At 51.4% G+C, this 19,705-nt stretch carries 20 protein-coding genes and 1 pseudogene; 11 read left to right on the top strand and 10 right to left on the bottom strand.

Going from position 1 to position 19,705, the window contains the following annotated elements:
- The first annotated feature begins 21 nt into the window (after positions 1-21).
- Positions 22-807, top strand: a complete 786-nt coding sequence (locus HCH_RS27290) for a substrate-binding periplasmic protein (protein WP_148212669.1) — start codon at positions 22-24, stop codon at positions 805-807.
- Positions 808-1,067: 260 nt separating this feature from the next.
- Here the strand turns inward: HCH_RS27290 and HCH_RS27285 are convergent, their stop codons facing one another.
- Positions 1,068-2,060: a carbohydrate porin gene (locus tag HCH_RS27285; RefSeq protein WP_011399773.1), complete on the bottom strand. Its 993-nt coding sequence runs from the start codon at positions 2,058-2,060 to the stop codon at positions 1,068-1,070.
- Between the two features lie 851 nt (positions 2,061-2,911).
- Between HCH_RS27285 and HCH_RS27275 the strand changes: the two genes are divergently transcribed.
- From HCH_RS27275 to HCH_RS27255, 5 genes are all read left to right on the top strand, one after another.
- Positions 2,912-3,544: a hypothetical protein gene (locus HCH_RS27275; RefSeq protein ID WP_011399771.1), complete on the top strand. Its 633-nt coding sequence runs from the start codon at positions 2,912-2,914 to the stop codon at positions 3,542-3,544.
- A gap of 123 nt (positions 3,545-3,667) precedes the next feature.
- Complete coding sequence (locus HCH_RS27270) at positions 3,668-4,288, top strand: aspartyl/asparaginyl beta-hydroxylase domain-containing protein (RefSeq protein WP_011399770.1); 621 nt, start codon at positions 3,668-3,670, stop codon at positions 4,286-4,288.
- Complete coding sequence (locus tag HCH_RS27265) at positions 4,272-5,375, top strand: phytanoyl-CoA dioxygenase family protein (protein WP_011399769.1); 1,104 nt, start codon at positions 4,272-4,274, stop codon at positions 5,373-5,375. The genes HCH_RS27270 and HCH_RS27265 overlap by 17 nt, the downstream gene beginning before the upstream one ends.
- A gap of 51 nt (positions 5,376-5,426) precedes the next feature.
- Positions 5,427-6,740: a methyltransferase domain-containing protein gene (locus HCH_RS27260; protein ID WP_011399768.1), complete on the top strand. Its 1,314-nt coding sequence runs from the start codon at positions 5,427-5,429 to the stop codon at positions 6,738-6,740.
- Entirely contained in the window at positions 6,733-7,875 is a 1,143-nt protein-coding gene (locus HCH_RS27255) for a hypothetical protein (RefSeq protein WP_041598967.1), read from the top strand. Before HCH_RS27260 ends, HCH_RS27255 begins: the two co-directional genes overlap by 8 nt.
- Here the strand turns inward: HCH_RS27255 and HCH_RS27250 are convergent.
- Positions 7,859-8,296: a 2OG-Fe(II) oxygenase gene (locus HCH_RS27250; protein ID WP_041598966.1), complete on the bottom strand. Its 438-nt coding sequence runs from the start codon at positions 8,294-8,296 to the stop codon at positions 7,859-7,861. The two genes, HCH_RS27255 and HCH_RS27250, sit on opposite strands and share 17 nt — an antisense overlap.
- Positions 8,297-8,456: 160 nt before the next feature.
- Between HCH_RS27250 and HCH_RS27245 the strand changes: the two genes are divergently transcribed.
- From HCH_RS27245 to HCH_RS27235, 3 genes are read left to right on the top strand one after another with little or no spacing between them, the layout of a single operon-like run.
- Positions 8,457-8,972: a GNAT family N-acetyltransferase gene (locus HCH_RS27245; protein ID WP_011399765.1), complete on the top strand. Its 516-nt coding sequence runs from the start codon at positions 8,457-8,459 to the stop codon at positions 8,970-8,972.
- Between the two features lie 20 nt (positions 8,973-8,992).
- Positions 8,993-10,162, top strand: coding sequence for a nucleotidyltransferase domain-containing protein (locus tag HCH_RS27240; RefSeq protein WP_158304997.1), 1,170 nt, complete (start codon positions 8,993-8,995; stop codon positions 10,160-10,162).
- An 18-nt stretch (positions 10,163-10,180) separates the two neighbouring features.
- Positions 10,181-11,920, top strand: coding sequence for an ABC transporter ATP-binding protein (locus tag HCH_RS27235; protein ID WP_148212668.1), 1,740 nt, complete (start codon positions 10,181-10,183; stop codon positions 11,918-11,920).
- 14 nt (positions 11,921-11,934) lie between these two features.
- On the opposite strand, the gene HCH_RS27230 is transcribed toward HCH_RS27235, so the two are convergent.
- Positions 11,935-13,827 (bottom strand): asparagine synthase-related protein, encoded by a 1,893-nt coding sequence (locus tag HCH_RS27230; protein WP_011399762.1) that lies wholly within the window; start codon positions 13,825-13,827, stop codon positions 11,935-11,937.
- Positions 13,824-14,663 (bottom strand): 2OG-Fe(II) oxygenase, encoded by an 840-nt coding sequence (locus HCH_RS27225; RefSeq protein WP_011399761.1) that lies wholly within the window; start codon positions 14,661-14,663, stop codon positions 13,824-13,826. The genes HCH_RS27230 and HCH_RS27225 overlap by 4 nt, the downstream gene beginning before the upstream one ends.
- 288 nt (positions 14,664-14,951) lie before the next feature.
- Here HCH_RS27225 and HCH_RS27220 point away from each other — a divergent pair, with 288 nt between their 5' ends.
- The gene (locus HCH_RS27220; RefSeq protein WP_011399759.1) at positions 14,952-15,851 is read left to right on the top strand and encodes a hypothetical protein; all 900 of its coding nucleotides are present in this window, start codon (positions 14,952-14,954) and stop codon (positions 15,849-15,851) included.
- Positions 15,852-15,868: 17 nt separating this feature from the next.
- Here HCH_RS27220 and HCH_RS34335 read toward each other — a convergent pair whose 3' ends face one another.
- Both HCH_RS34335 and HCH_RS27215 read right to left on the bottom strand, forming a co-directional pair.
- On the bottom strand, positions 15,869-16,006 hold the full coding sequence (locus HCH_RS34335) for a hypothetical protein (RefSeq protein ID WP_011399758.1): 138 nt from the start codon (positions 16,004-16,006) through the stop codon (positions 15,869-15,871).
- 75 nt (positions 16,007-16,081) lie between these two features.
- Positions 16,082-16,366, bottom strand: a complete 285-nt coding sequence (locus HCH_RS27215; protein WP_011399756.1) for a PqqD family protein — start codon at positions 16,364-16,366, stop codon at positions 16,082-16,084.
- A 261-nt stretch (positions 16,367-16,627) separates the two neighbouring features.
- On the opposite strand from HCH_RS27215, the gene HCH_RS27210 reads away from it, so the two are divergent.
- The gene (locus HCH_RS27210; protein ID WP_011399755.1) at positions 16,628-16,930 is read left to right on the top strand and encodes a DUF6916 family protein; all 303 of its coding nucleotides are present in this window, start codon (positions 16,628-16,630) and stop codon (positions 16,928-16,930) included.
- 73 nt (positions 16,931-17,003) lie between these two features.
- Here HCH_RS27210 and HCH_RS27205 read toward each other — a convergent pair whose 3' ends face one another.
- The 4 genes and pseudogenes from HCH_RS27205 to HCH_RS35300 form a co-directional block, all read right to left on the bottom strand.
- Positions 17,004-17,534, bottom strand: coding sequence for a phage tail protein (locus HCH_RS27205; protein WP_011399754.1), 531 nt, complete (start codon positions 17,532-17,534; stop codon positions 17,004-17,006).
- Positions 17,535-17,552: 18 nt separating this feature from the next.
- Positions 17,553-18,092: a phage tail protein gene (locus tag HCH_RS27200; protein ID WP_011399753.1), complete on the bottom strand. Its 540-nt coding sequence runs from the start codon at positions 18,090-18,092 to the stop codon at positions 17,553-17,555.
- A 77-nt stretch (positions 18,093-18,169) separates the two neighbouring features.
- Positions 18,170-18,700, bottom strand: coding sequence for a phage tail protein (locus HCH_RS27195; RefSeq protein WP_011399752.1), 531 nt, complete (start codon positions 18,698-18,700; stop codon positions 18,170-18,172).
- A gap of 116 nt (positions 18,701-18,816) precedes the next feature.
- Positions 18,817-19,296, bottom strand: a pseudogene (locus HCH_RS35300) (phage tail protein); the annotation flags it as partial.
- Positions 19,297-19,705: the final 409 nt, after the last annotated feature.

Below are 19,705 nucleotides of genomic sequence, written 5' to 3'. Positions count from 1 at the left end.
TCATTGCAACGCGGTATACGAATGTCCTTAACTAAGCTGGTGAGCTTGGCTCTACTGATAGCGACTGGTTTGCCGATACAGTTCAGTCGCGCCGAGGATCTCCATTTGACTTTGGCCGCCGCCGAGGAGGTGGAGCCTTACGTCTATCATTCCGAAGACGGTGAAACGACTGGGATTGATTACGAAATAGTGCGTGAGACGTTGACTCGCGCAGGAGTTCGGTTTGACCTGAAAAGCTTCCCCCGGCCTCGGATTACCCTCATGTTGGGACAGGGGGCTCTGGATGGGCTGCTGACCACGACCGGCTATAATGACAAAGACGCGCTCAACGCCTTGTGGCTTTCATCGCCGCTGTACACATCGACTGTATCCACGTTTATTCGCAAGAAAAAAGCGGCGGAAGAGGAGGCGGGCGTGGGGAATGACAGACTGAAAAATTGCCGTCAGGTAGGCGTCTTGCGCGGTTTCAATTATCGTTTTCCCAGTTTGGATATGACGCACTTCAAGAGTGTGGTGGAGGTGAACGGCGCAGAGCAGTTGGTCAAGCTGACCATGTATGGCCGCGTAGATTGCGCGATAACGGAAGACATTACCTTCATGTATCAGGCGCGCAGACTTGGCTATTTCAATGACGTAACCATTGTTGATGAAGTCGTCAATCGCCCAGTGGTGATCGCTTTGTCGCGACAGCTCGTTGACGCCAACAAGGGTCTGGATACACGCATCAATCAAGTGATCGAGGACTTGAAGTCCCGTGACGTCATCGACAACATCATTATCAAATATCTGAGTCTCGGAGCGCATTGAGGCGACTCTCAGTCGGCAAATGCGTCAATCATTGTTGAACCCTCGGCCTATCGCTGGCCAAGTTTTCTACGCTTAATAATATTAGCCATTTGTTGGGCTCAGGAAAGACGGCCTATTTGAAGGCTGGAGCGCTGGCGTAAAAAAGCGTGAAGCGGAGCCGCCTCCAACTTCACGCTAAAAATGCGTAAACGCAAAAAAGCGCCGCACGTGGAAGCGGCGCAATCAACACAGAAAGGAAGGAACGAGAGTGGCCTTTCTTTTTAGAAAGTGTAGTTAATGCGAGTCCTTATTTTGTTGAGGTCGTCGTCTCCGCCGTCAGTCAGGTCGTCAGCTTTGGAGGTAGATCCTGCAAAGGTGATGCTGGCGTTTTCTATATTGAACAAAGGCAGGGTGTACGCCACGTAGAGGGTGGATACGGTGGGGTCTTCGTCAGCATTGATATCGGAGACAGAGTGTACGAGACCCAGGCCGAAGTTACCGTAGGTGACGTTGGCGCCCAAACTGGTGATCGTATTATCGTTTGAATCGTCTTCTCCGCGGGCTGCGTTCAGGTTGATACTCGCTCCGCCAACGTTAAGGTTTCCGGTTAATGCGAAACCTGATTTATCGACCTCTGTGGTTGCGTCGATATCATAGCTCAGAGATTCATAACCAGCGGTGATGCTGAAGCTGTCAGTTGCGTAAGTTACGCTCGGACGGTAGCCGGAAAAAGAAGTGGTGTCGTCGCCATCGCTGCCGCCAGCCGTCGATGCGTCGCCCCAGATAGTCGCCAGTTCGAAACTGAGGTTGGAGCCGGGACGAACATGCAGCGCGAATTGCCCGCCATCGTCACCTGCGCGACCACGCACCATGTTGGCTTCGTACACAAAGGCGCCTTTGCCGCTGCCAGCATGTGCGACGACGGTGTCTTTACCCAGAGGGAACAGGTTCACGGCTTCAAAGCGCCCAGCCTGCACGTCCCAGGTGTCGTTACCGAATTTCACCCACATATCGTCGGTGGCGGCATCGCCGCTTTTCTTCAACAGGCCTGATCCCTTGCCTTCTACGAAATAACCATTGAGTTCGGTTTTGCCGGTCACATTCACTTCAATACGGCCGCCTTGCTCGAAGGTGGTGTCGCCGTCTTTACTGTCGATGATGTCTGTATCGAGCTCGATGTTGGCGCCGATGCCAAATTCCGCGTGTGCTTGTGAGATACCCAGCGCAAGGGAGACCGCCAGAGGCAAAGTCTTCATGAAATACTTATTATTCATAAATGCCAGTTTCCTGTTGTTGTTTTCTCTGTTGAGATAAGCGCCTGCGGCGCGGCTTTCCGGATCAATCCGCAATATCGATAAATCTAACCGGCATCGCGTCCGAAAAACTTAAGGTAGCCTCATCCTAAAACGAGAAATTTCCCGCCGCTTACGCGAAAAATAAGAAATATTACGAAATAGTAAGATCCTGGTAGGCCATATGGCCGGTATTTGATGGCGCTAAGATGTAAATGTGCGTTGGTTTAGTAAAGCGCCAGAAATGAGGGGTAGGCAGAGGCGGCTGATGAGGGCGTTTGTGATGCGTTCAAGCTTATTATTAATCAGGCAGACAAAAAGCTTCCTTCTATTTGTCTGCAACGACAGGGCCTGCACAGGTCAGGCCCTGTCTCCCGCGGCAGGCCGCCGCGCAGGCGCATTCATGCGCCTGATGATTAACATGCCAATATCATTGCTATATAAATATTTTTCCCTGGGCGCGCCATGCTTTCGTTTGGTCCCGCTGAGGCTAAGCGACGCCGGCGGCCCTGGACTGTAAGCAGCCGTGGCGATAGGCGTCAATATGATTCCCTGTGTAACCCCATGTATTGAAAATGCTTTATTTCACTGAGCGAGGAGAGGCTGCGCTTGTTTATAGAGTGCTGACCTTTAACAAAAAGTTTCCATGATCTATTTCTCACTTTGGCAAGGATGTGTCTATATTTTAATCAAGTTGAATACTTCTGGAGGAAGTGGGAGAAGGATAGGATGCTTTTTCAGCTTGTGAAATCCTGAGAGAGGCTCTCGACGGGCGTAATGCGTCTTGCGGAAGCGGCTCGCTGTTTCAGGCTGGCAGTTAAGGATGTCGGATTATGAGCGAAGTCGGTCGTCAGGTTGTCCTCAATGCTTATTGCGCGCGTCTTCCTGCGAGTTTTGACGTTCGTGGGTTATTGCGTGACCTTGAAATGCTGCTGATCACTTTGTGGGAGGGCAATTTTAGCGCCTGTAACTTCAACGACGGCTGGGATGCGCTGCCTGTTGACGGATTAGTGACTGGGGCTGGCGTCGCCTCTTCCAGACCGGGCGCGGATGCTGTCGCTTCTTTGCGTAAAGGAGAGATGCGGGACGTGTTTGAATACCTGCAATGTCCGCTGGCGGCAGCCAGAATTATGCGGCTGAATCCAGGAATCATCATTGAGGACTATCACTCCTTGAACCCACTGGAAAGAGAGGATGTGGTGCGTTTGCAGGTTCCCATATCCTTAAGCAAAGGACTGAGCTTCCGTGTGAATGAGACGCCTGCGCAAATGGTGGAGGGGGAGGTGTGGTACTTCAACCCGGGTCTGTCCCTGCGGGTGGAAAATGCAGGAGGAGAGGCCTCGGTCTATTTGGAAATAGACGGTGTTCTCAACGACTGGTTGTATGCGGAAATTAATCGCGCTCGCTTGCCCAAACTGGAGCAGGCGGATGTAGAAATGGGAGCCTATTATGGTTATCCGGCATAACCAGCGCCGATGGCTGATTTTTAACATGCCAATATCAATGCCATATTAATATTAGTAGGTAAATATTTGCGCCAGCTTGCTGGATATCGGCGCCTATGGCCAAAGTAAGAAGGATTTCAGGGAATGACGGAACCGCTCTCGTTCGCCAGGATTGATGTCAACATTGACCTTCCTGCATTGAAGTCTGATCTGCAACGCATTCGCGAATTACCCTGGATACATCACGTCAATCAACGCGACTACAGCGGAGAGTGGGATGTCATGTCGTTGCGCTGTCCCGCCCACTACCGTGAAGCTCATCCAATTCTGCAAGGCTTCGCCATAGAAAGCTGTGACGACTGGGTGGACCTGCCGGTTTTAGAACAGTGTCCCGGCCTGCACAAGTTTCTGGCGTCGCTTCGTTGCCCGCTTAAATCCGTCCGGTTGATGCGACTGCGCCCCGGCGCGGAAATCAAACCTCATCGCGATCATGGGGTGTCGCTGGAGCACGGCGAGGCCCGTCTGCATGTTCCGATTGAGAGTCATGAGCTGCTGGAATTCTGGGTGAATGATCATCTCGTTCCCATGCAGGAAGGGGAGTTGTGGTACCTGAATGTGGATCAGACACACTCTGTCATCAATCGGGGGGACTGCGATCGCATCAACCTGGTTATCGACTGTGTGGCGGACGAGTGGTTGCGAGAGAAAATTGAGACCAGCCTGTTAACCTGTCAAGGAAGGTATTTTGATGAGCTATGTCCCTAATACTGGCTCCGGGGCTCGGTCATCCAATTCAACCCCTCAGACTCAAACATACGAAAAGCTGCCTTCTGCGGAAGAAGTGGGAAGTCTTGGCGTGCAACGTCTCAAGCGGCTTTGGCATAAGACGCGCTTGAATAAATGCGGCAAGCTGGAGGAACGGCTTCGACAGGAGGAATGGCGAACAGATGTGGCGCTGATGAATCTGTTGGGGCTGGGGCTTGATCAGTGCCTGGGCTTTCTCTATTGCGGTGAGCCGAGTTTCGCCGAGTTCGAAAGCTGGGTCTTGAAACAGAACCCGGGCGGTTTAAGCAAAGCGCGTATCGACGATATTAACCGAGTTCTGGGCGACTATCGGGCCGGGGCGTACACACAGCAGCTGAACGCCAGGGAAATCCTGGAGGGGCCGTGGTGTGGCGATGCGCCTAAATATCTAAGTGAGAGTCAGATTGCGTTCTGGCGTGAGAATGGATACCTGGTGGTGGAAGGTGTGCTGGATAAGCCTCAATGCCAGGCTTCTGTTGACGTAATCTATCGCTTTTTGCAGAAAAGTCCGGATCGACCGGAGACATGGTATCTCGCGCATCAGGCGCAGCAAAACATCATGGTGCAATTGTTTCGTGATCCCGTGCTGGACGCCAATCGTTCTTCCGAAAAAATGCGTCAGGCATTTGCAGATATCTGGGGAACGGAAAGCTTACAGTGCTCGATTGACCGGGCGGGGTTTAATCCGCCGGAAACGCCGCTATATCAGTTTTTTGGAACCCGGCTGCATTGGGACGTGGACTTCAGTCGCGCGCCGGAATTGCGCACACAAGGCCTTATCTATCTCACCGACGTCGCGGAGAATCAGGGCGCTTTTCATTGCGCGCCAGGCTTTCATCGCCAAATGATCGACTGGATGGCGCAACTGCCTCCTGGCGCAGACCCGAATCAACAAGATCTCTCCCACTTTAAACTCAAGTATGTCGCCGCGCCTGCGGGCTCGCTGATCATCTGGCATCACTATCTGCCCCATGGCGCAAGCCCGAACAGGGCTGCGACGCCGCGTGTCGTGCAATATTTAAATATGACGCCGCTTCCCTGCGCCTGATTATTAACATGCCAATATCATTGCCATATTTATAACAAAAGGAATGCAACGATGACTGATGCTGGAGCCAATAATCCCATAAACGCCGACGGCATTATCGAGACAACGCAAAAATTACTGTGCGCGACCTCCGCCGCCGCCAAGCCCCACCTGGATGCGCTGGTCAGTGCGCTCGCGACGGTGACGGGAATTGATCTTTATCCTTCCTGCTATAACGAAGACTTGTCTACCCAGACTGGGTTTGGTAAGGCGATTTCGCCTCTGGAGGCGGGCAGGTGCGCCTGGGATATCGAGCGCACGCGAATATTCATGGCGGGCGTCTATCAGGCGATACAGGATGTATTGCAGCGACAGGACAGGGTGGAGCTGCTGTATGCGGGAACCGGACCATTCGGGCTTCTATTGGCGCCGCTGGCGCCGTTGTTTCCTGCGGATAAATTGAAAGTGACGCTGCTGGACATTCATGAGGCTTCGCTGGAGGCGTTGCAGAAGGTGATTGCTCTGCTGAAGGTCTCGGACCGGGTCGCTCATATCGCCTGCGCAGACGCCACGGTCTGGACGCCTCCCAATGGCGAGTCCTATGACATTCTGCTATCGGAGACGATGAAGCATATGCTGCAACAGGAGCCGCAAGTGAAGATATTTTCTCACTTGCAACAGTTTCTAAAACCGACTGGTATGTTGATACCGGCGTCAGTGCAGCTGGACGCCTGGCTGCATTCTTCGGAAAGCGGTAAGAATATCCACCTGGGTGAGCTGCTTACGCTGGATCGGTCGACGGCGGCGGCGCTCCATGCCGGCGATGACTCCTGTCTCTCTGGTTCTTTGTTAATCCCCGAATGCGACGAGGGTATGACGGATCTTAAGGTAACGACGTTTATCCGAATTTATGGCGATCATTGTCTGCAGGAGAATCAGTCGCAGCTGACTTTGCCCAGATATAAGAAAAACATACGACCGGTTCCCGGTAGCAAGCTGGATTTTCACTACCGCCTGAATGATTACCCGGATTTTGAGTTCTCCTATCGCAGTCGTCCTGCGACGGAGGACCTTCCTTTACCCGACAGTACGGAAGTGGGAGAGTTGGGCGTGTATCACCTCAAACGGATATGGTCGAAAGCCGCATACGCCAAGGCGGGTAAGCTGGATGAAGCGGTTCGGAGACGAGAGTGGCTGCTGGATCAGTTGGTGTTTGAACTGTTGGGCGCGCCGATGGAAAAGGCCCTGGCGACGATATATCAAAGTCGGCGCTTTCAGGACGTTGAACAGTGGTTTAAAGAAGCGTCAGAGGAAGACATCAGCGCTCAGCGGGCGTCCTCCATCAACGCCAGGGTAATGGATGAGCTGGAGGCTTTGCATGGATAGTCGCGAGGTCTATTCGCGGCTGCTTGAGTCAGAAGAGGCGTTAGCCCAGTGTATGGCCTGCCATCAGTTTGATGATTTACTTTCCACTTTAAAAGGGTATACCCGTGTTGAGGAACAAGGCGAATCTGACCCTGTATCAGCGCTCATGGCCTGCAACAATGAGGAGTTCGAACCAAACCTGCCTTTGCTGTTGCGCCAGTGGACGCCAGTGCGTTATGAAGCCGCGCGCAAACGTGTGATATGGGGCGTGGCGCCGATCGCACAAGACTGGGCGCCTTTTTGGGATGAGCGCATCGCCACGCAAAGAGCGCGTTCGATTATTGGAGGTATCATTAAACCTGCTACACGTATCGAGTATCTGATCCGGCATTCCCATTTGTTCCATGAAGTACGCCCCGCCGGCTTTATTTTTCATCTGTCCCGTTGCGGCTCGACACTGGTGTCAAACTTGTTGGCCGTCTCTCCCGCGCACTGCGTGATCTCAGAATCCAGCGTATTGACGGAGTTATTGCTGGACAAGGATATGGCGAAGAATCAAAAAGCGGAAGCGCTACGTTTTCTGCTGGCTGCGCAAGGGCTGGCGGGAGGCTGCGATCAGGATCTGATTGTGAAGTGGAACGCCTGGGATATTGGCTTCTGGCCGCTGCTGCGCCAGCTCTATCCCGACTCGCCATCGGTGTTTGTAATTCGGCGGCCAGAAGAAATACTGGCGTCTCATCAAAGGCTTGCCGGAAGGCATATGGCGACAACAGATTTGTCTGTATTGTCGCATCTTGTTTCAAAAGTGGATGACGCCGCCTCGGACGTGTTGCTGTCTTACCAAATGGAGGTATTGGCCGCGCTTATGAACAGCATGGCGCAGTCGCTGGATAGCACTGTACTGGTTGTGGATTACACGGAGCTTCCTGGCGCCGTAGAGAACCGCATCGCAGATCACTTTGGCGTGTCTTTCTCTGCGGATGACCGGCAGCATCTGAAGAGCAGAGCGGGACAATACTCGAAAGACCCAAGCCGGTCTTTTCAGGGGGACAGCGAGGACAAGCGCCGCATATTCTCAGCGCAAGACGCCAACATGATTTCCCAGAGGCTGGACGGCCTCTACGCTCGCTTACTTCAGGCTAGGCGTACCAGATAGTCTGGCTGTAACGCACCTTTCCCGCTGCGGACCTGGCGAAGGGCGTAACGCTATGAAGCAGGTTTGGTTTGAAGATGATGCAGCGATTAAAGAGGGCGGATAGGATGATTGTTTCTCCTGGCGGCGTCTCAATCTTAAGGCCGCCTTCATCTTCCTCCCGCCAGTCCGGCGACAGGTAAAATACGATACACACATGTCTTTTTACTCCCGTTCCTTTGTCGGTATGGGGGCGCAGATATTGTTGCTCCCGCAGCGCAGTCAACAGCATATCCTGGCAAAGCATTTCGTGGGGAGGGTCGGGCGTCAGGCTGGCTGCGTAGCCAGCGAACAGGCGTTGTACGGGGCGCTGTTGAAATCTCATATACGTCAAACTGGCGGGCGACATCATGAACTCCGGTTTGGGGCCCTGATAGCGCGACATATGAAAAAATCGCCGGGTGTCGTCGAGGACGCTTTGTCATAGAGTCCAATGACTCAGCGAGCCTTGCATCACTCAGGCGCGAGCTATACTTGTTGCATGGATGAGGGCGCATCCCGGTTCATTTCGAGGGCCGGATTTAATAAAAAGGGGTAAAGGAATTATGAAAGTGAAGGATGTGAAATTAGGGCAGGGCCTGGTTGTCCGCCCCTCTACCGCTTCTGATAAAGCGTTTCTGGAGCAACTTCATAACAGTACGCGAGAGGACTTGCGTCTGATAGACGGCGAGCGCGATTTCGTCGAATCCATCATCGACATGCAGTTCAAAGCGCAGCAGCAAGGATATGGCGCGCAATTTCCCAACGCCATGTATTTCGTCATTGAAAAGCAACATGAGCGTATCGGTAAAGTCACCATCGATTTCGGCCATAACGAAGTGCATGTCATCGATATCGCTTTTATTCCGCAAGCGCGCGGCAAAGGCTTTGGAGAGGAAGTCATCCGCAGCCTGCAAGCCGCCGCCGCACAAATCTGCGCGCCGCTGACGCTCAGCGTGCTGATGCAGAATGTCGCAGCGAAAAAACTCTATTTGAAACTGGGATTTGTCACAGAATCCATCTTGCCTCCCTATGAACGCATGATGTGGCGGCCTGAGATCGTGCAGCGTGTGATGGTATGACTATAGCAGACGCTGCAGGGATGAACCGTCAGGCGTCTTATCAATTGTTACGCATGTGTCTGGCTCATAGCGCAGCTCCGTTGTCGGCCCTTAAAGAGACCTGCTCACAACTTGAAAGCTCGGATTGGGAGTGCTTTTTACAACAGCTAAGGTGGCATCGGGTAACGCCATTAGTGTGGCGAAATTTAAGTGCGGCTGGCGAGTCGGTTCCAGGCGGAGTCCGTAAAAAAATCCGCCTGATGGAGCGGGAAGCCCGGCTGCGTAACCTTAAGCACTACGCTGAACTTGAAAGAATTGGCGGGCTTTTGCAAACCAACAGGTTGCCCTATGTTTGCCTGAAAGGACCAGCTTTGTCGGAGAGATTGTATCAGGACGCCTCGCTCAGAGAATGTCGCGATTTAGATGTGCTGGCGCCGCGCGAGCATGTTGCGTTGATAGAGCGTTTATTGTCGGAGGCGGGTTATCGTCGAGTTACTCCAGCTGAGAGCGCTTCACCCCTTGTGGTGGAAGCCTACCTGAATAGCAATAAAGATTTCATTTTTCATAATGCATTGAGAGATATTTTTCTTGAGTTGCACATGCGCTTGGACGACAACGAATATGTGCTCCCTGAGCTGGGAAAAGGATTATTTGAGCAAGAATACTCTTGCCATAAGAACGAGTTCGGGCGCGCTTGCCTGAGCGCTGAAGACGAGTTCGTTTATCTGGCGATGCATGGGGCCAGGTCCTGTTGGGCCAGATTAAGCTGGCTATCTGATATCGACGCATACTTATCCGGGGGAGAAGTCGATCTCAACGCAGTCATGGATAAAGCACGTCGATGGGGAGTCGAGCACCCCGTCCTTGCTGCAATGATCATGACTCAAAAGTTATTGTTTACGCCTTTGCCAGCGGCGCAGGAAGCGCTCGCAAAAAGTAATCCGTTCGTACGCTTGCTGTGCTCCAGGTGGGAACGAGCGAATCAGCGCAAAACTTATCTAAGTCCAGTTGAGCAATATGTACTGCTATGTTTTTTTTCATTCAGGAAAAAGTATTTGATGCGCCACTTAACTCAGTTTTTCCGTATATCGGCTAATGATATCGCGCTTCTCAAGCTTCCCAGATGGATGTTTCCTTGCTACTACCTGTTGCGGCCCTTTTTATGGAGTTGGCGATACTTTTTTTCCAGGAAAAGGGTCAGGGTCGAATAGCATTCAAAGGGCTGAGGTTTGAAACAGGACATTAAAGAAAGTATTTCCTCATACGTCGTGATGTCGTGGCGTTACGACAAGCGCAGCATCGTTCTGCTCACGACGCTGCTTTTTGCTTTGGCTTTTGTTCAGGGGGTTGGCCTGTTGGCGTTGATTCCGTTGTTGACCTTGGCGGGAGTCGACGCCGGGTATGAGCTGGGCTCCCAATGGAGTTGGCTAGGCTCCATGCTGGAGCTTAACGAAGCATTGATTATCTTCATCGTGATTATCGTTGTTTATTCTACGATTAAATACTTCCAGCAGACACTCGCTGCAAAGTTGCAGACGGAACTTGCTCTTAACCTCAGAGGACGGCTGACAGCGAAGATGCTGGCTTTTTCTTGGTTGCGCTTCACTCAGTTTCGAGTCTCTCATTTAGCCCAGGTTTTAAATCACGAGGTGGATAGAGCCTCGCAAATATCTCTCTTGCTCGTTCAGCTTGTTTCTTTGAGTTGCGTGCTTGGTGTGTACAGTGTTGTTTCTTATCTGACGTCCCCTGGCTTGACTCTGGTGGCGCTGGTGAGTGGTGGCGGGATTTACGCGGGTTCACGTTGCTTGAATCGGCTGAGTCTCCGCAATGGGGAGGAAGGGAAAGTGCTTCGCCAGGCTTATTTCTCCGCTGTAAGCGAATATATGCAAGGAATGAAAGTTGTAAAAGCGTTCAAGCAGGAAAAGCGCGCTGGTGTTGATCTGGAAGAGCAAAGCCGCCGATTAGGATGTGCATTATTAAGGTTTAAGAAAATCAGTGCATTAGTCACCCTGTATTATGAAATACTCATCGCGGTTTGTTTGGTTGGACTCTGTTATTTTTTTATTAGATGGGTGAAGCTGCCTGCGGCTGAATTTATTGTGTTGCTTTTGCTTTTTTCCCGATTCGCGCCAATCTTGAAGGATATGTCTTATCGGTATCAGCAGATTCTCAATATCCTGCCTTCGTATAGCGAAGTGGTGTGCATATTAAACGGCGACGTGGAGGAAGGTTTGTCCGATAAGAGCATAGAAGTGAAACCGATAGTGGCGACACGAAGCGTCCGTCTCGAACGTGTAAGTTTTTCCTATTTGTCGACGCCAGGGACATACGCGCTCCGTGACTTTTCTATCACTTTGCCTGTTAACAGCGTTACGGCGTTGCTTGGGCCTTCCGGCTCTGGAAAAACTACCGCTGCGGATATTCTGTCAGGGCTGCTGACTCCGTCCAATGGACAGGTGCTAATTGATGGGAAAGAGCTAAGTGAACAAGAGATTACGCAATGGAGCCACTCGGTTAGTTATGTGACGCAGGAGAGTTTCTTGTTTAACAAGAGTGTTCGTGAAAATTTGCTTTGGGCTGCGCCTGGGATTGAGGAGGATGAACTATGGGAAGCATTGCGGAATGCGTCGGCGGAAAGGTTTGTCAAAGCGTTGCCTCAAGGCATAGATACCCTTATCGGTGAGCGGGGCGATTTGTTATCAGGAGGTGAAAAGCAGCGTCTTGCAGTGGCCAGAGCGCTATTGAGAAAGCCGGCTTTACTTATCCTGGATGAAGTTAGCAGCGCTTTGGATGAGGAGAATGAAACTGTCATTATTGAGGCTATCCGCGAACTGAAAAAAATGACTACAGTGCTTATCATCACCCATCGAAAAGCGTTGCTGTCCTGTACGGACTTTGTCGTACATATGGAAAACGGCGAAGTTCAGAGTCGCAGAATTTCCTCTCAGGGGCTGCAGAGCATCCAATAAGGGGGCTTCACACTCTAGAGTCGCTGAAACCAGCGAAGAAATATCAGGCTCTGTACCCCGAAATCCACCACTTTCCTCGCGAAATCGACGCCGTTGTATGGTCCCCATGAAGGGCGTTGATTGAGCTCTTTTATCGTGCGTTTGATCCTTTCAACATCAATATAGTCTCTTACCGGATCTGATGGAGAAACGTCTTGAACAATACTCTCGTAGACAGGGGCGTCAGTTTGCATCAGCCTGTGATAATTTGGCGAAAAAGGTCTTTTATCTCTACGCCATTGAATTTCTGGAGGAAGCGTTTTTTCCATCGCGGCGCGAATGAAATAACGGCGCCAGCCTTTCTGTATGAACCATTCATCCGACAACCCCAGGCAAAACTTTAATACCCGCTCATCTAAATAAGGAAAGGTGTTGCGAATATGAAAGTGTGGTGAATACCATTCTCTAGGCGTGCGGCCACCAAGTATGACATTTAGCCGTTTTCCCAGAAGCGACTTGTCTGATGACTTGGCCTCAGGCGGTGGGGCCGCATGTTGATGGTAGAGTCTGTTGGTCAGGGGAAGCCTGTTTTCCTCTACCGAGCGCCCTCTCAATTTATATCGTATATTGCGGAGGAACCTGGGTTCCAATGGAGCTAGAACGTCGTTCTGGAATACCCTGTGAGGAGACTGGGAATAGTTTTGAGACAAACTGAGGACTGTTTCCTTCAGTGTTTTCCAATGCAGTTGTTGTAGCAAATACTGTAAATAACCCTCTCCAGTCCAGCTGGGTCCCCACTCGCCGCAGACGCCATCCATTACAATGCGGGCGCCCTCACTCTGCGCTTTGGCGTAGAGCGCTGTATAGACATGTGGATTGAGGTTAACGGGAAGGCCGGTCATGTCGTGTACTTGGTGCAGTAACGCGGCGGGACCGGACGTGGGCGTTACGTAATGAACAGGCAACTGCTTTTGGCGCGCAACGATACTAATAAATCGTCTTTCATCCTGCTCAGGATCTTGATCTGTCAGGCAGGATGACAGTGCGATAAGGGGATGGGAGAAGTGGCGCCGCTGGTCAGCGGCCATGCAGCTGATAGCGGAAGAATCCAGTCCGCCGCTAAGAAGCGTGGCTACGGGGAAGGCGCTGCGCATTCGGCAAGTCACCGCCAGTCGGAATTTCTCTCGAAACGCCTCAAGCATTTCCTCTGGATGTTTGAAGTTGAGCGTTTCAGGTTGGAGAGTGTAGTAACTGCGTTTCTCAATCTTCCAACCTGCTTGCCCGGAAGAGGGAGGATGAACGCATAAGCGCTCGCCGCCGGTAAGCCTGGTTATGCCTTCAAAGCATGTGCGCTCAGGCGCTTCCCGTCTGCGACCTGACGCCAGAAGGACAAACCCCGACTCATCCAGCTTTTTGTCCACTCCCGGGGCGGCTAGCAAGGCTTTGACATCTGTTGCGAAAGCAAATAGGTCAGGGGAGTGGAAATAGAGTAGCGACCGGGTTCCCATCGGGTCCATAGCGATAAACAGGCGACGCCTGTCTTTGTCCCAGATGGCGAAACAGAAATCGCCCAGAAATTGGCTCACACACGCCAAATCCCAATGAAGATAACCCATAAGAATGAGTTGGCTGTCACTCAGCAGGGGCAAGTCGCTTCGATTTATTCCCAGTGCGCAGGCAAGCTCTTTTCGGTTGTCCAGGCGAGCATCTGCGGTAATTACAACTCGCTGGTCATGCGACTCTGCGGGCAATGCTTCAAACAAAGACTCTGGCGTGGTGTGCAGCATGTTGTGACAAAAGCCGAGCTGCGCCTGCCGCCAAACATTGCTTCCATCCGGGCCTCGGTGCGACATGGCGTCTGACATGGCGCGAAGGTCTGCGTCAGTGACGATTTTTTTTGCATGGTATAACCCAGCGATACCACTCATGAGTTTGCTCCCTTCACTGCTTTTTTTGTGCTCTCTTGAGAACGAAATGCTTCGCAAATATGGCCATTGATGGCGAACCTGCCGTTCATTATCTCTCCAGATGTTTCCGTGATTTTTAGGACTTCGTGGTAAAAGCCGCTGGGAAATAGGACCAAGGTGTTGAAGTGAGGGGGAATGGACTCTATTCGGTGGCGAGAGTAGATATCGTGCTTCCTGTCGGTGGCGTAGAGCTGTAGCTCTCCACCTGTAAAGCTTTTAGGGCGGCGGTGGAAATAGTAAGCAAAGCTGATCCTGCGCACGCCAGGCGTTCGCATGCCTGTTGCTTCACTGTTAGGCGCTTGGTCGTCGCGATGGATATGGAAATAGGCTCCATTAGGATAGCAGCAAAATTTCAGCTCTATTTCACTGATCTCGAACAGGGCGACGTCTAACTGAGAACAGTAGTCTGTTAGCCTCTTGCGAAAGTGTGGAGAAAACCAATCGTTGAGCTTTTTCTCTATAAGAGGGTCTCTCAGGCGCAGGCTGTTTCTCCTCTCCGGCGCAATTTCTCTGGCGCCTGAAACTTTTCCTGGTTCAAATCTGCTGATGCGTTGTTCCGCGAGCGTCAGGAGTTCATCAACGCGTACTCGGGGCAAGAAATCAGAAATAACTATGCGTGGGGATGGAATGACGCCGTAATTCGGTTCTCTGCGGTCAGAGATAGTTTTGAGTAAGTCGTGCGCCTGCGGGCAGTTTGGATTGATATACAGGCGCTGGCTGAGAGCCGACGCAGCTTTATCGAACTTATCATAGGAAATATAGGTTCTGGCGAGTTGAATCAGATCTAGCGTGTCCATGGGTCTGGCCCCTTGTGCAGCAATATCTCCGCTGAACTGACCTGCTTCAGGACCCTGCTTGTGGTATGAAGCATCTGCGGCTATACATTTTTATTATTAATGGCCCAACTGCAGATGATCGCCATTGCGATAAATTATTATCTTGGCGGCGAGGAGCCGCGAGAGACTGGCCCGACATACGCGAGCCCTGTCGTCTCAGGCAAATGGAAGAAATCCATTTGCCTGCCGGATTGATATAAGCGTAGTCCAAAACACACGGGAAGAAAGCGGTTTGAGGGACAATAGCGCATGTACAATTACCAAGCTTATGGATTACAGATTCAAGCGGAGTTTGAATTTCCCTGGTTAGTGCGAGGCGGTGACGGTTCTGACCTCACCATCGTGATTGGAGAAACGCCAGGCAGACTCGAAAGAGCGTTGAAGCAAGGTAAACGCTATCAGGCGACAGAAAGCGAAGCATTAATATTTGATGACGATGGCGGGCGATTCTGGGTGCGTCCATCGCGCATAGTCATCACACCTGGCGAGTCATCACAAAGTTGGAGTATCTATGCCCATGTACTGGGGTCATGCATGGGGGCGATATTGCAATGGCGTAAGCGACTAGTGCTGCATGCTTCCGCTGTGCGCCTGCCAAGTGGAGGCGCGCTGTTGTTTTGCGGTAATAAGACCGCCGGAAAATCAAGTATGGCGGGGCTCTTCTATTATCAAGGTTGTGATCTTTTGAGTGACGATATTTGTCCATTATCGTTAGAGGGGAGCGAGGTTAGTTTATGCCCTGGTTTCCCAAGACTTAAGCTATCATCGGAAATATTGTTGACAATGGGGGAAACGCCGGAGAATCATCCTCGTCTACCCTTTAAAACCAGGGTCAAACACTGCTATCCGGCGAGTCGTAACTTCTCTCTAAAAAAAGCTTTTGTACAAAGTGTCTATATCTTGACGGAAGGAAGGGAGCTTTCATTGCAGAAGCTAACGCCACAAGAGGCGATAGCAGGGTTATTTGAACACTGCTTCAGAAAGGTGTTTCTGGTCTCGCTTGAGCAGCGGAAAATGATGCTGAATGCATGCGCGACGCTTGCAGGCGTTACGTCTGTTTATTCTTTGCAGCGCCCTAAATTGATGTCGGAAGCAATAAGTATCGTGGATATGCTTGCAGCGCGGGAATTAGAGGCGTCTACAGCTTGAGTGACGCCTGGCCGGGGCTAGGAGCGAGAGTCTCCGCCAAATCCCCCGTCAAGTCCGTCGCCAACAAAGTTTTGCGCCTGATTGGCGTCCATGACAGTGAAGTCAGGTGTTTCCCATTCTTCTGTAACTTTGGTTTCTTCGTTTTCCTGATCCATAGTGTAAATACCCTTTATTTAAATTGAATGTGGCCACACTGCAGGAGAGGCGTGGAAGTTGTTCTTTTGGCGTATTCATTTTTGCGCTTCGATGACGCCTTTTTCCTGCAAACGATTGAGCAGGTTGAGTACATCTTTTTCGCAGCGCTCGGAGTCGACGTTATACTTCTCGCGAAGGCGATCGCACAGTGTCGACACTTTTGTAGGAGAGTCCAATAGCCTCCAGACATCGGACGCGGAATGGTTTAAGTCGTAGAATTCACCGGCATTGACGTGCATGACGACAACGCCTTGATCGACAGAGCAGGAAACCTGTTTGTCACTATGCATGACCACATCGTCCCTTGTGATGGCTTCCATCTGTTTCCTCCATATTGGGTTAACAAGGAGGTCCACATACCGCATGATGTGGGCCGCTCAGAGAAGGTACAACCGCTACTTCAGCATAGACCCGAACCTTTTGATTTATCAAGTTAAGTCCGTCCGCGCAGGGCTTTCTCTAACGAGGAGTGTATTGCGTCGGCCCGGCTTTCATTAGTTTGTCTATACTTAGTTGGCGTGCGCATTAATCTGCGCCTGCAATCTGGTTATACCTCAATAGAACACAGCAGGGAGATGCCGATGTTTACCCACGACCAGTTTCAATCCAATCAAGATAAAACTTTCTACGCGACTTATGATTCCAGCCAGCCGCCTTTAGAGTTAACGCTGGTGGAAGTGTCGGATAAAAAAGAGCTGGGAGGCGGCTTTGAAAGCTTCTCGGTGATATTTAAAGCGGGAAAAGACAAAGGCCTGATGCCGCAACAAACCTGCGCGGTTAAAAACGATAATTGTGGAGCGCACGATATCTTTATCGTACCCGTCGCGGAAAAAGACGACTGCTATTTGTATGAGTCGGTATTCAGTTACAAAGTGGGTAATTGATAGCGGTTATCCAGCCTGGCTTTTGGTGAGTGATTTAATGAAGGGCGCATAGCGCCCTTATCTGGTTCGGCTTTTAGTTTCTTGGTGGATAAATACCGTCAAGCGCGATACAGAAAGAGAGAGTCAAAAAGGGTTGCCGATTATCGAGCGCACCGCTATTGCCCGTATTGGCCAGCATTTGAGGATGCATCGGCACGAGATCGCCCAATGGAGATTGCTTGTAATCAGGCTGAGGGTCGCCCCCTTGATAGGCGAATAGCTGATTCTGCGGCTCAGGGGTTGTCCCGCGGGAAGCAACTGCCTTGAGGGCATGTGTGTGGGGGGGGATTTGTATCTCATCAAGCACTGTGTAGGGAGTTCCTCCAAGGCTGGATAAAGGGCGAGGCGTCAGGCCTAAGCCTGTCCCAGCGTGCAACGGGCTTCGGCATTGAAGATTAGGTAAGCCCATAGTCGTTCTTCCATCGCCTCCGTAGAGGGTTCCAATAAGAGAGAATAAAGCTGGGTTTTGACCTATAGCGTACAATTGTCCGTCACAATACGCCCAACTTGCAGGAGGGAAATCAAACGAGAATATGCGGACTTCTGCGATAAATGGTTCGGACATAACTCCACACTCCTTTGGTTAGTTGCGACTTGGATATACGCCCTTTAACGAGATTATAAAGTTCAACGCTAAATAGGGCATCATGATGGAGTGTGGGGAGGTTTGTTGATTTTGAGCGCCTCCTGCGTATCCCACTGCCTCTGACGCCAGAGGCGTTATATTGCCTGTCGTCGTGTAAAACGGAGCTGCGGGGTCAGTAACGCCGGTCACTTGATTTGAGGGAGAGACATCAACAGTGACGGCGTCATTCGACGCCATAAGCGTGTGGGTGTGCGGCGGCATGTTTTCCATCGTCACAGTAACGGATTCCACGCCGACTCTGGCTCCAATAGCGTAGGGGGTTAGTCCAGGCCCTTGTCCAAAGTGCAAAGGAAGACGGCCACGCATATCCGGTAGGGCGAATGTGGTCCTTCCATCCCCCCCATAAAAACTTCCCAGTAAGCTAAATAAAGCGGCCTGCTGCGAGGCCGCCAATACCTGTCCATCGCAAAAGCTCCAGTTACGTGGTGCGAAAGTAGCTGCGAAAATACGTATCTCACCAATATATGAATCTGCCATTTTTTCCTCTCCTTGTCCGCCGCGGCGGTCTCTGTATCGACGTATGCGAAATACCTATGACGAAAGATGCTGGGCCTCTAGTTTCGCGGTGGAAAAATTCCATCTAAGGCTATGCAGAATGAAAGTCCCAAAAAAGGCTGGCGATTTTCAACCATTGAACTCTGGCCTGCGTACGCCAACATTCCTGGAGACATCGCCTGCAGATCCCCAAGTGGCGGCTGTTTGTAGTCAGGTTGTACGTCCCCGGCCTGATAGGCGAACAGCTGGCCAGTGGGCTCTGAAGTTGTTCCTGCTTGCTTAGCTGCGGATAAGGTGTGTGTATGAGGAGGTATCTGTGCTGCTGCAAGCTCAACCTCCGGCAATCCACCATAATCTGCTAACTGGCGCTCAGTGAGGCCTGGGCCTTTACCTGTGTGAAGAGGGCTGCGCCCTTGAAGATTGGGAAGCCCCATTGTCACCCTGGCGTCGCCGCCGTAAATGGAGCCTATCAAGGCGAAAAGGGCTTGGTTTTCATCGATAGGGATGATTTGCCCACTACAAAATGACCAACTGCGGGGAGGGTAGTTGAACCCAAAAATTCTTATTTCGGCAATGAAAGGCAATGACATGCTTGTGACCTCCGTTTCTGAAGACGCGCTTGGGTCATGAGTAAAGTTCGACGTTGAGGAATATGGTTGGTACTAATCGAGCTAGTCGATAAAGTAGGCATTCCTGTAAATCCTCTTTAGTTGCGCGGGGGAAAGTAGCCTGAAATAGCAATACAGAAGTTTATCGCCAGTGAAGGTTGCATGTTTGGGAAAGGCGTTGTACCTCCGCTACTGTTACCGCCAGTCATGCCGACAGCATTAGAATTCATGGGGACAGGATTTGTGAGCGGACGGTAGATATCAGGAGTGGCGGCCAATATGCGCTGGTCATTGGGGCCTCCTTTATCGGCGTCTTCCGATGAGGCGTAAACAGTGTGAGTATGCCTGGGTAATGTGCTTTCAGTTAAGGTTACGGTCTCCGTCCCTTCTTTCTGTCCCAGGGTATATGTGTATTGAGATAACCGGCCCATGTGTACCGGCGCTCGGCCTCTCAAGTCAGGTAAAGCGTAGGTCGTCCTGCCATCCCCTCCATAATAGGTATTGATTAGGGCGAAGAGCGCTGGGTTTTGGCTGATTTGCTGGAGATCTCCACTGCAAAAAGCCCAGTCTTTGGGGGGGGAAGTTAAAAGCCATCATGCTGATCTGTCCAAGATAGGGTTCCATAAGCGGCTCCTTGTTTGATCCTTGTACGCGCATACCTGGGGCGTGGGGCGCCGGTTAGGAAGGTATGCAGCTTGAATACTCAACAGCAAAACAGGTCCGCTTGCAGGGGCGGACTGTATACAGAAGCCTAGTAGACGTTTTTTTGTACAGCAAGGCGCCGTCTTACTATTAATCAGGCAGGCAAATGGCTTCCTTCTATTTGTCTGCAACGACAGGGCCTGCACAGGTCAGGCCCTGTCTCCCGCGGCTAGCCGACGCGCATGCGCTTGGCTGTCCCAAACTGTCACAAACCTGCTACACAGGCAGGTATTCTCCCTTCGTATTTTTTCCTACACTGAGCGAATTTCCCCTGATCCCGTTGGT

This window comes from Hahella chejuensis KCTC 2396 (assembly GCF_000012985.1).
Classification (GTDB): domain Bacteria; phylum Pseudomonadota; class Gammaproteobacteria; order Pseudomonadales; family Oleiphilaceae; genus Hahella; species Hahella chejuensis.
This window is presented reverse-complemented; position numbering and strand designations above follow the sequence as displayed.